The organism is Neobacillus niacini (assembly GCF_019749295.1).
GTDB lineage: Bacteria > Bacillota > Bacilli > Bacillales > Cytobacillaceae > Neobacillus > Neobacillus niacini_D.
Window position 1 is genome coordinate 155,559 of the sequence record NZ_JACWFG010000013.1, and the last position, 12,886, is coordinate 168,444.

General features: G+C 36.6%; 17 protein-coding genes. 12 read left to right on the forward strand and 5 right to left on the reverse strand.

Annotated features, from left to right (window positions below; all coding sequences use genetic code 11):
- Positions 1-106: 106 nt before the first annotated feature.
- Positions 107-979 carry a YitT family protein gene (locus H0184_RS18690; RefSeq protein WP_221827541.1) on the reverse strand — a complete coding sequence of 291 codons (873 nt, stop codon included), beginning with the start codon at positions 977-979 and terminating at the stop codon, positions 107-109.
- 343 nt (positions 980-1,322) lie between these two features.
- Between H0184_RS18690 and H0184_RS18695 the strand changes: the two genes are divergently transcribed.
- The 3 genes from H0184_RS18695 to H0184_RS18705 all read left to right on the forward strand — a co-directional run bounded on the left by H0184_RS18695 (position 1,323) and on the right by H0184_RS18705 (position 3,344).
- The gene (locus H0184_RS18695; RefSeq protein WP_221827542.1) at positions 1,323-2,006 is read left to right on the forward strand and encodes a polysaccharide deacetylase family protein; all 684 of its coding nucleotides are present in this window, start codon (positions 1,323-1,325) and stop codon (positions 2,004-2,006) included.
- Positions 2,007-2,216: 210 nt separating this feature from the next.
- Positions 2,217-2,702, forward strand: coding sequence for a GNAT family N-acetyltransferase (locus H0184_RS18700; protein WP_221827543.1), 486 nt, complete (start codon positions 2,217-2,219; stop codon positions 2,700-2,702).
- 165 nt (positions 2,703-2,867) lie between these two features.
- Positions 2,868-3,344 (forward strand): GNAT family N-acetyltransferase, encoded by a 477-nt coding sequence (locus H0184_RS18705; protein ID WP_221827544.1) that lies wholly within the window; start codon positions 2,868-2,870, stop codon positions 3,342-3,344.
- A 91-nt stretch (positions 3,345-3,435) separates the two neighbouring features.
- On the opposite strand, the gene H0184_RS18710 is transcribed toward H0184_RS18705, so the two are convergent.
- Complete coding sequence (locus tag H0184_RS18710) at positions 3,436-3,579, reverse strand: hypothetical protein (protein WP_221827545.1); 144 nt, start codon at positions 3,577-3,579, stop codon at positions 3,436-3,438.
- Between the two features lie 162 nt (positions 3,580-3,741).
- Here H0184_RS18710 and H0184_RS18715 point away from each other — a divergent pair, with 162 nt between their 5' ends.
- The 6 genes from H0184_RS18715 (at position 3,742) to H0184_RS18740 (ending at position 7,118) form a co-directional block, all read left to right on the forward strand.
- Complete coding sequence (locus tag H0184_RS18715; protein ID WP_221827546.1) at positions 3,742-4,089, forward strand: VOC family protein; 348 nt, start codon at positions 3,742-3,744, stop codon at positions 4,087-4,089.
- A 163-nt stretch (positions 4,090-4,252) separates the two neighbouring features.
- Entirely contained in the window at positions 4,253-4,447 is a 195-nt protein-coding gene (locus H0184_RS18720) for a hypothetical protein (RefSeq protein WP_221827547.1), read from the forward strand.
- Positions 4,448-4,742: 295 nt separating this feature from the next.
- Positions 4,743-5,741: a DUF3231 family protein gene (locus H0184_RS18725; RefSeq protein WP_221827548.1), complete on the forward strand. Its 999-nt coding sequence runs from the start codon at positions 4,743-4,745 to the stop codon at positions 5,739-5,741.
- A gap of 116 nt (positions 5,742-5,857) precedes the next feature.
- Complete coding sequence (locus H0184_RS18730) at positions 5,858-6,136, forward strand: ArsR/SmtB family transcription factor (RefSeq protein ID WP_221827705.1); 279 nt, start codon at positions 5,858-5,860, stop codon at positions 6,134-6,136.
- A 34-nt stretch (positions 6,137-6,170) separates the two neighbouring features.
- Positions 6,171-6,554 (forward strand): VOC family protein, encoded by a 384-nt coding sequence (locus H0184_RS18735; protein WP_221827549.1) that lies wholly within the window; start codon positions 6,171-6,173, stop codon positions 6,552-6,554.
- A 120-nt stretch (positions 6,555-6,674) separates the two neighbouring features.
- Positions 6,675-7,118: a cell wall hydrolase gene (locus H0184_RS18740; RefSeq protein WP_221827550.1), complete on the forward strand. Its 444-nt coding sequence runs from the start codon at positions 6,675-6,677 to the stop codon at positions 7,116-7,118.
- A 78-nt stretch (positions 7,119-7,196) separates the two neighbouring features.
- Here the strand turns inward: H0184_RS18740 and H0184_RS18745 are convergent, their stop codons facing one another.
- Complete coding sequence (locus tag H0184_RS18745) at positions 7,197-8,102, reverse strand: DUF3994 domain-containing protein (protein WP_221827551.1); 906 nt, start codon at positions 8,100-8,102, stop codon at positions 7,197-7,199.
- Between the two features lie 247 nt (positions 8,103-8,349).
- Between H0184_RS18745 and H0184_RS18750 the strand changes: the two genes are divergently transcribed.
- Positions 8,350-9,594, forward strand: a complete 1,245-nt coding sequence (locus H0184_RS18750) for an NAD(P)/FAD-dependent oxidoreductase (protein WP_221827552.1) — start codon at positions 8,350-8,352, stop codon at positions 9,592-9,594.
- 122 nt (positions 9,595-9,716) lie between these two features.
- On the opposite strand, the gene H0184_RS18755 is transcribed toward H0184_RS18750, so the two are convergent.
- Positions 9,717-11,159: a L,D-transpeptidase family protein gene (locus H0184_RS18755; RefSeq protein ID WP_221827553.1), complete on the reverse strand. Its 1,443-nt coding sequence runs from the start codon at positions 11,157-11,159 to the stop codon at positions 9,717-9,719.
- Positions 11,160-11,474: 315 nt separating this feature from the next.
- Here H0184_RS18755 and H0184_RS18760 point away from each other — a divergent pair, with 315 nt between their 5' ends.
- Positions 11,475-11,771, forward strand: coding sequence for a DUF2087 domain-containing protein (locus H0184_RS18760; protein ID WP_221827554.1), 297 nt, complete (start codon positions 11,475-11,477; stop codon positions 11,769-11,771).
- Positions 11,772-11,910: 139 nt separating this feature from the next.
- Positions 11,911-12,309: a DUF4362 domain-containing protein gene (locus H0184_RS18765; RefSeq protein ID WP_221827555.1), complete on the forward strand. Its 399-nt coding sequence runs from the start codon at positions 11,911-11,913 to the stop codon at positions 12,307-12,309.
- 296 nt (positions 12,310-12,605) lie between these two features.
- Here H0184_RS18765 and H0184_RS18770 read toward each other — a convergent pair whose 3' ends face one another.
- On the reverse strand, positions 12,606-12,833 hold the full coding sequence (locus H0184_RS18770) for a hypothetical protein (RefSeq protein WP_221827556.1): 228 nt from the start codon (positions 12,831-12,833) through the stop codon (positions 12,606-12,608).
- Positions 12,834-12,886: the final 53 nt, after the last annotated feature.

The window sequence follows — 12,886 nt, forward strand, 5'->3', positions numbered from 1 at the left end:
TTAGTTACATAAGGAAATTTTGTTCATATGGAGGGTGTATTTTCTAAAAATAAATGCACCGCAAAAGTTATGCGGTGCGGGTGATATGCTTAGGTTTCATTTGTATCTAATGTATATTATGTTTCACAAAATTACCGCCTTTTACTTCAGCTACGTCATATACGGTAACAAAGGCTTTTGCATCCACTTCATTAATAATTTCCTTTAGCTTCGTTTCTTCTAAGCGGTTAATCACACAAGTAATTTCCTTGAATTTCTCATGGGAAAATCCTCCGTACGCTTCTTTATACGTGGCACTACGACCTAGCTCTTCACGGATTTTCTCAACCATTAATTCTGGCTGCGTTGTGATGATTTGAAAGGTTTTAGATCCACTAAGCCCTTCTTCAACTATATGTATAACTTTAGACGCAATATAGTAAGCAATGGCAGAAAGGAAAGCACCTTGTAAACCAAATACCGTTGAAACAAAAATAAATACAAACATATTTAGGAATAAAATGAGATCGCTCGTTCCAAATGGTAATTTTCGAGAAAGCAGTACTGCAAGCATATCAATTCCATCAAGTGCACCGCCATTTCGCAGCGCTAAGCCCATTCCAAGCCCAAGAATAATTCCTCCAACCACAGTTACTAACAAGGTATCTCCCTCTATAATCGCTGGGGTATGGTGCATAAAAATGGTACCAATGGCAAGTGAAGCTATTCCGATAACCGATAATAAAGCAAACCCCGTTCCAATTTGCTTATATCCTAACCAGATAAACGGGATGTTAAGAACAGCAATTAGAACTCCTAATGGTAAACCAAAAAGCTGTGAACCTACAATACTAATACCCGTCACTCCTCCGTCCGATACACTATTAGGTATCAATACGGTTTCTAAACCATATGCCGCAATAAAACCTCCTATAATAACCATTAATCCCTGTAATACCTTTTTAAATGTAAATCCTTTACGTTTTTCAATTGAATTCATATGATCCCTCGCTTAATTTTTATCAATTGTTAGTTTACCATAAAATTTTCCTTTACTTTATCTATTCTGCCCTGACAAATAGGTTACTTAGTATTATGATAATAATGATTATCTGTCAAAAAAATGGAGGCTGGGAATGAAACTAAGTAAAATAAATGTACTAGGATGGGTAATTATCATATTTTTAGGAATTAACGCGTTCTTTTTTAAAGAAGAAATGCGATTAATAACTACTGGTTTTGGTGGGCTAATTTGTCTAATTATAGGATTAACATTAGTATACTATAAGAGAAAAAAAGGACTATACAAACAAAATAAGGTTTGAAGGAATGGTAACAAACAATTGAAGAAGAAATTAGTACTAATTGGAATTAGTTTTTTATTAATAGCACTTATATTCGCTGGAATGTTTAAGGTAACGAAATTAAGAACTTTTCAATTTTTTGGGGGGTTAACATATCAAGTTGAAACGGAAGAAAAGGTCATTGCCTTAACCTTTGATGATGGTCCCACTAAAAACGTGGATCAAATCCTGCCTTTATTAGATCAATACAAGGCGAAAGCAACTTTTTTTCTAATCGGAAATGATATTGAAAAACATCCTGAAGAAGCTAAAAAATTGATTAAATCTGGACATCAAATTGGAAATCACACCTATTCTCATAAAAGAATGGTTTTAAAATCACCATCTTTTATTAAAGAGGAAATAGAAAAAACAGATGAGTTGATTAGAAAGTATGGATATAAAGGCGAAATTGACTTTCGACCTCCGTATGGAAAAAAACTTGTCGGGCTACCATATTATTTAAATAAGCACAAAAGAGAAACCATTATGTGGTCTCTAGAACCAGATACATATACATCAAGTACTGATGAAAAAGTAAAATATGTTGTGGAAAACATTAAACCAGGATCAATCATTTTGCTGCATCCAATGTACGATCAAACAGGTGGGGAAATCCAAGTGATTGAAGATATATTACGAGAACTTACGAAGAAAGGATATAAATTTGTGACCGTGGACTAACTCCAAGGAATCTATTAGGTTACAAGGTTTGATCTCATTAAGGAGTCGGAGTTGCGACTCTTTTTTTCATGTTAGCTAACCAGCAGTATTATTTAATTAAAGACTGTTAGAATATCTAACAAAATTAATGTTGTTAAACATTCACTTGTCTATAATGTTGAACGATAGAAATAATACTTTCAATTATTACTTTGAGGAGAGGTTATGCAAATGGAAATGAAAATCGCTGAAGAAATGGACGTTCCTGTTGTTTACAAGCTTATGTTAGAGGCGTTTGAAGAATATCGAACCCTTGATGTTCCTTCAAGTGCATTAAATGAATCTTTAGATGCTTTACAAATAGCTATTAAGAATAATTCCGAGAAGGCTTTGCTATGTTCGATAAATGGAGTTCCTCTTGGTACCTGCAGGTTTATCCTGAAAGAGGATACTTTATATTTTTCACGTGTATCAGTGACACCCTTAGCAAGAGGGAAAGGAATAGCGAAAGCGATGTTATTGTGGCTAGAAAAATATGCTTATGACAATTTTCAAAGAACAATGGAATGTCGTGTTCGACTTTCATTACCAAAAAATATTGAATTGTACGAATCCATGGGGTATTTTATTTCTAAAGAGGAAGTTGTCACGAACCCTAATGGCTATTTAGTAAAAACGGTTGTAATGCAAAAATCTTTAAAGACCAGAAGGATTTGACGTTTCCATCTTAACACTAGATAACAGTATTTTTGAATAATACTTGGATTCGAATAAACAAACTACTTAATTAGAGCTACCGGTTCCAGAGGATAGGGAGTTTTTGATAGATTACATAAATGAAGTAAAACAATATCATTCAACTTAGATACGGAGGATGAATCCATGCAGATTCGTGAAATTGAGGAAAAAGACAATCAGACAATGGAGCAAATTATAAAACGTTCTTTGAAATCATTTAACTTAAACATTCCAGGAACAGCCTACTTTGACCCCCAATTGAGTAATCTGGCACAATTTTACAAGGACATACCAAATGCGACCTATTGGGTTGCATTGAATGAAAAGGATGAAGTGGTAGGCGGTGTCGGTATCGCACCATTTGGACACGAGACCGGTATTTGCGAGTTACAAAAGCTATACATCAAACCCGAAGCTCAAGGTTTGGGCCTGTCCAAGAAGTTGATGAAAGTAGCACTGATCTTTGCCAAAGAACATTATTCCCGCTGTTACTTAGAAACTTTGAAGAAACTCGAAATAGCTAACCTGCTTTACATTAAATTAGGTTTCCAACAGCTTGATGGACCGCTAGATGGTTCAGAGCATAGCGCCATGGACGCTTGGTATATAAAAGAATTATAGTAAAGGGAAATTTAGAAACTTGAAAACGCTTGGATTTAATCCAAGCGTTAATTAGTCTTTTCGGTATTCCATTTGGTTGAATAACTTACTGTTATAGATTATCTGTATTAATTCTCGGAGTATTTGATTGAAGATCAGCTGCTGCCCTGGCGTTATCATTATGACGGTCGTTATTAATCCTATCTGTTTTACCATATGATTCTTCTTGTTTGGAAGTATTCTTTTCGTCAGTCACCTTATCACCTCCTACAGATAATATGTCCATCTTTTTCCTTAATGTTTTAGAGAAGTTTATGCGGGCGCTATATCAAGAAGGATTAACACTTCTAACTGTAGAAACTTATTAAAATAACAAATATAAAGGAAAATTATTTGATGCAGACAGGAGTTAAATAGGATGATAAAAGGTTTTGGAGGAGTATTTTGGAGAACTAAGAATGTTGATGATGTAAAAAAATGGTACAGTAAAGTATTTAAGATTGATCTAGAAGAATGGAATGGGACTATAATAAAACCTCAGTTAGGTAATGAAACAATCTTTTCTTTATTTACAGAAGATAACAGCTATTTTCCAACAGAACAACAGGTGATGTTAAATTTCCAAGTAGAAAATCTAGACGAAACCATTAACCATCTTGAACAGATTGGTGTTCCACTTGTAAAGGAAAAAGAAATTAGTGATTTTGGAAAGTTTGCTTGGATTAAGGATCCGGATGGCCGACTGGTCGAGCTTTGGGAGAAATAGTTAGTTGGCATACATTTTCTGGTGAGCTAATGTGGGTCTTTTCCTGAAAATCAAAAAACCATTCAATTTATTGTACAATACAATTACCAATAATTGTGTAATACAGTGTATAATTAAAGTATATTATTTGAATCTTAAAATAATTTAGTAAAGGAGGCATTCTATGTCAATCATCGCATACTTATTTTGGGGATTCTTATTAGCACTTGTACTGTTTGGTTTATTATTTGATAAGCTATTTCCTAACAGGAAATTTAAAGATCCTGACCACGTCAAATCTACTGAACAACAATTAAACGAAAATATTGCGTTGAACTCTAAGAGTACAAATGAAATAGGTGGAACTTTTTTACCTTGATTAATATGTAAAATTGAAAACAACCGTGATGTAAAGAATAATGTTAACGTTCCTGCGTATTATAGGAGCGTTTTTTTTATTCATATGAATCATTACGATTGCATGAAAATATAGTGGTTACAACAGAATTAAAATGGGGAACTTTGATTAATAAGATTGATAAACATTTATGGAATGATTTTCATTTTAAAATAGACAAAGGACTCCAAGTATAATTGATGTAATTGTGAAAAAATATTTATTAAGATTTTTCCTATGGGGAATAATATCCAAGTATAAAACTGGGGGTATTATTATGGAAACTCATCATATTCGTTTAACTTCATCTGAAGTAGGTGGCTTATGGGCAAATTATATAGCGGATTCTATGTTTGTATGTGTTTATAAATATTATTTGGCTAAGGTTGAAGATGAAGAGATCAAAAAAATCTTACAGCATGCATTAGATTTATCACAACAACATGTACAAGTTGTTACAAAAATATTTAAGGAAGAAGGTCATGCTATCCCTCTAGGTTTTACTGAGAATGATGTCGATGTGGATGCTCCAAGGCTTTTTTCTGATGAGTTCTTTTTATTCTACACGAAACATATGACGAAAGGGGCTTTAGTAACATACGGTGCCATTTTGCCACATACCTTTCGCAATGATATTCGAGAACATTTTATGTCTTGTATCTCTTCTACAATGGAATTATATAATGATTCCACAAATCTCCTTCTTTCAAAGGGGATAGAAGTTAGGTCTCCCTATATTCCCTATCTCCAAGAAGTGGATATGGTTGAAAAACAACATTTCTTAGCAGGTTGGTGGGGTAAGCAAAGGCCTTTAACTGCCGCAGAGATCACTCACCTCTTTTCTAATGTCCAAACTAATCATATGGGTACTGCAGTTATAACTGGTTTTGGTCAAGTTGCGGAATTAAAAGATATCCGAGATTATTTTATGAGGGGGAAAGAAATTTCAAAAAAGCAAATTGAGGTTTTTAGTAAGTACTTACATCAAAATGACCTCCCTGTACCTGTTACCTGGGATGCACAAGTTCAGGTCACAACGGAATCTCCTTTTTCCGATAAATTAATGTTGTATCAAGTTTCCATGATGACTGCTGCTGGTATGGGAAACTACGGTACTGCACTATCTGCTAGTCCAAGACGTGACATTGCTGCTGATTATGTGCGATTACAAGGCGAGATTGGACTCTACGCGGAGGACGGTTTAAATCTCCAAATTAAACATGAATGGCTGGAAAGACCGCCTCATGCTGCTGACAGAGATCAGTTAATGAAATAATTAATGTTCAATCCTATACACTATCTTGCTAAGGTTGCATGATATTATCTCTCTTCATGCAACCATAAGGTTACTTATACTTGACAAGCAACCAGAGGGTTGCGTATACTCGATATATGAATTGGGACAAAGACGCTATTTTTAAAGCACTCAGTGACCCGACTCGGCGGCTCATATTAGACGAACTATCAGAACGTAACGAGGTAACGTTGTATGAACTTACAGTACGTCTCATTATGAAGCACAACTTAGCCATTTCGCGACAAGCGATAGCTAAGCACCTTTCTGTTTTGGAAGATGCAGAACTCGTTACGTCAGAGAAAAAAGGAAAATACCGAGTCATTATCTTTAACAACGAACCACTTAAAAATTTGCTGAAAGGATGGGTAGAGTAATTTTATTAGATAACTATAAAAGGAGGCAAAAACAGTGAAAATTATTGTGACTAGTATATTTGTAGACGACCAAGATAAGGCACTTAAATTTTACTCAGAAACACTGGGATTTGTAAAAAAGCATGATGTTCCTACAGGTGAATATAGGTGGATTACACTTGTTTCTCCCGAGGATCAAACGGGTACCGAATTATTGTTGGAACCAAATCAACATCCAGCTGCAAAAGAGTATCAAGAGAAGTTATTTGCTGATGGCATCCCAGTAACGATGTTTGGGGTTTCGGATATTCACGCAGAGCACAAAAGGTTAACAGAAATAGGCGTGAAGTTTTTCATGGAACCGACAAAAATGGGGGACTTAACAATCGCTGTCTTTGACGATACATGTGGAAACCTTATCCAGATCATGCAGGTTTAACATCAAACCCTGTCCTTATTTGAGGACAGGGTTAAACATTTTTAAAAACTAATCTTTCATTTAATAAACCAAGTCATTATTGTTGGCATTGATTCATACTATATTTTGGAGGTGGGAAAAATGCCAAGAGTTGCGCACCGAAGTTCAGACATAGACTTAATGGCAAGGATGATGAGAGCAGAAGCTGAAGGTGAAGGAAAACAAGGAATGCTCTATGTTGGGAATGTAATTGTTAACCGCGTTGTAGCAGATTGTCCAGACTTTAGAGCATTGACAAATATTGAACAAGTCATCTTTCAAGTGCAAGGAGGAAATTTCTCTTTTGAAGCGGTTCAAAAAGGCAATGTATTTTATCAAAGAGCAAGAGAGGCTGAAAGAAGATTAGCAAGAAAGAATGTGGTGGAATATTGGAGAGAACACCCAGCGAAATATTCTCTTTGGTACTTTAATCCAACTGGTCCGTGTCCTCCAACATGGTACGATCAACCTTTTACTGGACAATTTAAAGAACATTGCTTCTATGAACCGAAACCTGGAACATGTGATAGTGTATATAGAGGGTGAAAAAGAGGACCCGTTTTTCAACTCCCAATAAAACAAACTCGCCTAAGCAGCGAGTTTGTTTTTGTTATCTCAGAATGATTACTGTTCTTCCTTACTTTCGTACCGGAAGTCACCTAATGTTTCAATATCTCTCATGAACAGTTGTCCGTCCCCAAAGTTCAGGACTTCCATCGTCATGGTTGGGCGATTCATTTCCGTTTCCTTTCCATCCTTGAACAGCTTTTCATTCGTAAACACAATCAATTTGCGTTTATCGTCCCATTCCCATTTTCCGATAAAGGCATTATCCTTGGAAGGGTAGGCATCATTCCCGTATCCTTCATATTTTCCATCTTCATACATTACAATCGAAGGCTTCGAGTCTTTAAAGCCCCATTTACCCACAAGTTCCTTGCCATCCTCCGAAATATTTTTACGGACGGCGTCACGGTCAATCCCTGCTGATTTATCAAGATTCTTCAAGTCCTCGGTTGTAATCGTGCCGTCACCCAGTGGGATTGGAGTTATCTCGGAGAGTTGGGCAAACGCTTCACTCCAAATTGCACTGGCATCTGCAAAATATGTATCGGCTTTCTGCCACGTATCATTGTCCTGTTCAGCAAGCCCCTTGCGGTTGTAACTCAATCCTTCATCATAAAGCTTAGCAGCTTCAAGATACATCATATGTATTTCTTCATATTGTGCTGGAGCTTTGATGGCCTTGTATTCATTTACAACATCCTGAATCGTTTGAAGTTGATCGGCAATCTTTTTGTTCCGATCCTCTGAACTTTCCTCTGCTCCAATAAGCTGCATGTCCTTAAATCCATCATTCAGTTTCTGATGCAGTTCCCCAATTTTTTTTGGATACTCTTCCATTGATACCTCAACAGCTTCAATTTTCGGCTGTTTATAGGTATCCGCTTCTGCAGACTTATCCACCGCGCTGCAGGCCGTCAAGACAGCCGCAGCCAGTAAACTAAGTGCAAGCAACCGTAACTTCATGTTTCCACCCCTTCAAATTAATCCCTTTTAATAATAGATAGATAGTATTTAAACTTCAAATAATAAATCGTTATTCTACTAAAATTAGGAATTAATGCCCGTATCCAATTACCTTTTAAGGGAAAGCCGACCTACGACCATTGAACGTAAAACATCACTTCACACCATTACCAGAAAAATGAATATTTTCTACTCACGGCCATATTTTTAAAAGGTGACGAAAAACCAAAGAACGAGGAGTGAGATGGTGAAAAAGAACTATGATGTGATTGTAACAGGGGCAAGATGTGCGGGTTCTTCACTGGCGATATACTTGGCCAGGGCAGGTTTTAAGGTGTTATTGGTGGACAAGGCCACATTCCCAAGTGACACCTTGTCGACGAATACGTTTTTTAACAATACTACTGCATTGCTGAGGGAGCTAGGTGTTATAGAGGAAGTCTTAAAAACGAATGCAACACCCGTAAAGGCAATTAAGTTCCAATTTGAGGAGACCGTAATAGAAGGGCCAATTCCGATTGTTAACGGTGAGGACACATCCTACTGTATCCGAAGGACGTACCTGGATGATATTTTGCTCAGACAGGCCGGCTCACTGGAAAATGTTAAGGTTTTGCAGGGTTTTAGGGTAAACGAACTAGTTTATAATGGAGACCTCGTTGTTGGTGTTAGAGGAGAAGATAGATTCGGAGTAATGCAGGAGTTCACGGCATCACTAGTAGTTGGGGCGGATGGGAGGTACTCAGTTGTTCGAAAGCTTGTGAAAAGCGAACAGAAAATCACCAGTCCTTCAACTGTTGCCATCTACTTTGGTTACTTTTCCAACATTCAGCACGACGGCGCAGCTAAATTCGAAGTTTATAAAAGAGGAGAGAACATGGCCATTCTTTTTCCGACCAATGACAACACCTATGTTGTTACAGTAAATTTTCCTCTTACAAATAAAAGGTTGCTAGAGGATTTCAAAAGTAACTCAGAGGGCAGCCTTCGACAGCTGTTGACAGATCAATTCCCAAACACAACAATCGGAGCAAGGCTGGAGTCAGCAACCCTAACAGAACCAATCAGAGGACTACATGAATATGAAAATTATTGGTACAAGGGAATGGGGAAAGGCTGGGCGCTTGTTGGGGATGCCCTCTGTTTTAAGGATCCTGCAATGGCACAGGGAATTCATGACGGAATTCGCGGAGCACAATTATTGGCCGAAACTCTAAATAGAAACAAAGAACGACTAAAACAATGGGATCAAATCGCAGAAGAGTATCAACAAGCTATCGAAGCTGAATTCATGGTCCGTTTTCACATGGGTTGCGAACTCTCCAAAAATGAGCCCATCTCTGAACAACAGGATACTGTTAACAAACTAATCAGCAGCCATCCTGCAGTCATCGAGAAGTTTCTAGGAATCTATAACTATGCCAACGAACCGAGTGACTTTGAGGAAGAACTCATAAAGGTTATGGGAGCTGGTGCTGGTTCAAACGATTGATAAATCTTAAGGCGTGTATAAAAATAACGGTACCGTGATGTTGGGGAGGTTTCACTACTGGAAAAAATTTTTTAAAAAAGAAGAAGCAGCAATTCGTTGAATTTGCTGCTTCTTTTCTAGTATTAGTATATGATAACCGGATCATATTGGCTGAGATTATTATAAATGGAAGCCATTACGCTAGGTGGGACGTTGACACAGCCAGCAGAACCTGCTGTATTATAGGCATTGCTAGCCCAGTTTGAGCGCCAGCCTGCATCGTGAAACCCTTGCCCATCGTTCGTAAAAGGGGCCCAATAATTTACGGGCTGCTCATAACTTCCTTTACCGACCGCCGTGCCTCTTAGGACGGATGGTGATTTTTTATAAAGGATATACCAAACACCCGGATGTGTATCTTCTCCCGTGCTGCGTTTTCCAGTTACGACATGGGTTGTAACGGCCAACTTTCCATTTTTATAAATCCAAATTCGCTGCTGGGCAAGCGATACTTCCGCATACGTGTCACCAATGCCATTATTGGTGGTTCTTTCATATCCGATTGGTGTCCAATCCCAGCCATTTCCATGAAGATTCGAAGCCTCAATCGAGGTTTCTCCTTTTTCAAACGCTTCCTGAATACGTAACGCTTCATTTTCAGGTTTTAATGCCCATCCAAAGCCTTTGCCTTTTACCGATATGACCGAACCCGAATGGGTCTTAAAGGTGAAGTCTTTATTTAATGTGGATTGTGCATTGTTAATCTCCGTAATTTTATTCTGAATATTACTAGCTTCAATCGTAACCTGCATCTCACTCGACAAAGAGGCATTCAATATTAAATCGCTTGCTTTTAAAGAATATACTTTGTCCTGGACCTTATAGTCCACTGTATGCTGAAGGAATTCTTGTAGTTTTTTCTCTTGGTTCTTTACTACAGGACTATCCTTTTTGTTAGGCTGTATGTATGAAGGGTTTAAATGTATTTCGCTGCTATATTTTTGTTTCTGATAATCCTTTAGTACACTAGAGACATCATACTTTTCACCATTTACACTTGGGATAATCACGATTTTTCCTTGTTCCAAGCGAGCGTATGCATCTTGTGGGGCTTTTAGACCTTCATTCATGGTTTTTAACTTATCTTCTATCAAATTTGGCAGCGTTTCGCTTCGATACTGTTCCATTTCTTTTGGTATCAATGAATATTCTTTTTCCTTAGAGGATGGAAAAAACGTCCATTGGTTTTTCAATAATTTCTTTATACCAGTGAGATCTTTATCCGTAAACCCCATCGGCGTATCTTTTTCATCTAAAAGTGGCTGCTGCCCGATATAGACTGCATTTTTTAATTCAACAGATTGTAACTTTGTTAAGGCTTGATTTGCACTAAGTCCGCCGACTTTTATACTGTTGATCATCACATTCGCATTAAACTGAGTTGCTTGATAATAACTGATACCCCCAAGAATGAGTCCAATGACAATGATAATACCAATGGCAATCCATACTGGATACGATATCCTTTTAAATATATGGTCTGCCTTTTTATCACTTTCCTCCATTCTTGCATTTGCTGTGCTCATAAAATATCCCCCTCCGTAACCTAGTAGCCATTCTTTAATGTTTTAGAACACTAAGTCAGCTACAATGCTTTCAAACTTTTGAATATATAAATCTTTTTTATAAATACATTTTACTACTTTTGAAGTGTGAAAATTGTCAAAGTTTGTAAAACAATATTAAAATATTAAACTTTTGTCTTATAGTGGAGTTTTCTTAATTTAGGAAGACGGCATTAATATTTGGTATTATAGTAGAGAATAAGTATTAGAAAAGTATGAATAATTTAATTACTGATCATTATACAATTAGCCAATCTGTTGTTTGGGGGGATTATTATGGTACTAGAAAAGTATAGAAACGACGTGCTAAATAATTTTGTTACTTCTGAAGGACGTCTGAAAACGATTCCTTCACAATTAAAGAAAAAACTAATTATCTATGAATATTTGGTATGTAAATTGAACATGGGTGAAATATACACAGAAAAAGACCTCAATGAATACATCCAAAAATTTCATTTCGATTTTTGCACTATAAGACGGGAATTTATTGTAAATGGCTTTATGTCAAGAAATAACGGAATTTACAAGATAAATCCCAAAGAAACTTGGAAAAGATGGGATGATTTATAGAAGATCTGAAGAAGTCGGGCTGTATTTAACTTGCCAGCAGGTGGAGTTGAACCTAATGAATTTGTTGTTGAAGCAGTCCGAAGAGCAGAACAGGAAGCAGCAATGTAGAAGTCGGTCCTTTAGCCGAGGGGGGCAATAAATGAAGAAAGCAATTTGGCTTGTGTTAATACTTGTAATACTTATATCAGGTTGTAGTTATAATCCTTCTGATGAGGATATTGTAGATATGCACGGTGAAATAACCAACCTTGAGAAGTTTATGAAATTTGTTGAGAATGTAAATCAAGGTACAGAAGATAAAATTAGAGTTGTAAGATATACAACTGAAGGGGACCCACTGTTGCACGACCTTAAATACGATGGGAAAATAATCACTTCAACCACTGATACTACTAGAGATGAATTTGGTAATGGAAGTGTTAGTACCGCAACTTGCAAATCAATTGATGTTAAAGAAACTGATGAAAGTACGGACTACACTTTATCAGGATGCGACAAAACGAATAGAGACAACAGTATTTTAATAATTTGGAATTGAAATCATACTAAAATGTGTATATAGAACTTTTTACTAACTGAATCGTATTAAGGATAGATGAGAAAGTAGGGGGGGAAACCCGCAACACAACGTCAACAGCAAGCGTTCGAATATTTAAAGCAATTGGTCAACGATGTCAATATTGCTATAAACGAAACCGCAACAGGTGAAGCCTTCGGCGTTTCAAACCAATTGGACGGTGAAAAAATTGAGGTACTACAATCCTTTATAAATGAATAATTAATAGAATGCTTTCCACTTGGCCTTTTTTCATGGAGAGTGGGTAAAAGATATTACTACTCTCCACCGTCGCCGTCATCAATTCCTTCTCCACTACCTTCATTATCTGAATCGAAAAACTCATTGATTTTGGTTATAATCGTTGTTTCTGTGTGTTCATGATGGTTTTGATGTAAAAAGTCTCCTACGGAAAAACTTTCTATTATTTGTTCCTTGTCTCTTCGAATGAATAGTAAGATACAAAATATTAGTAACAGTAATATTAACAATATTAAAAATTCCATTAGATACACCCCTTAAAAATACTATTCGAATTAGAAAAAAAAAGAACGGTATC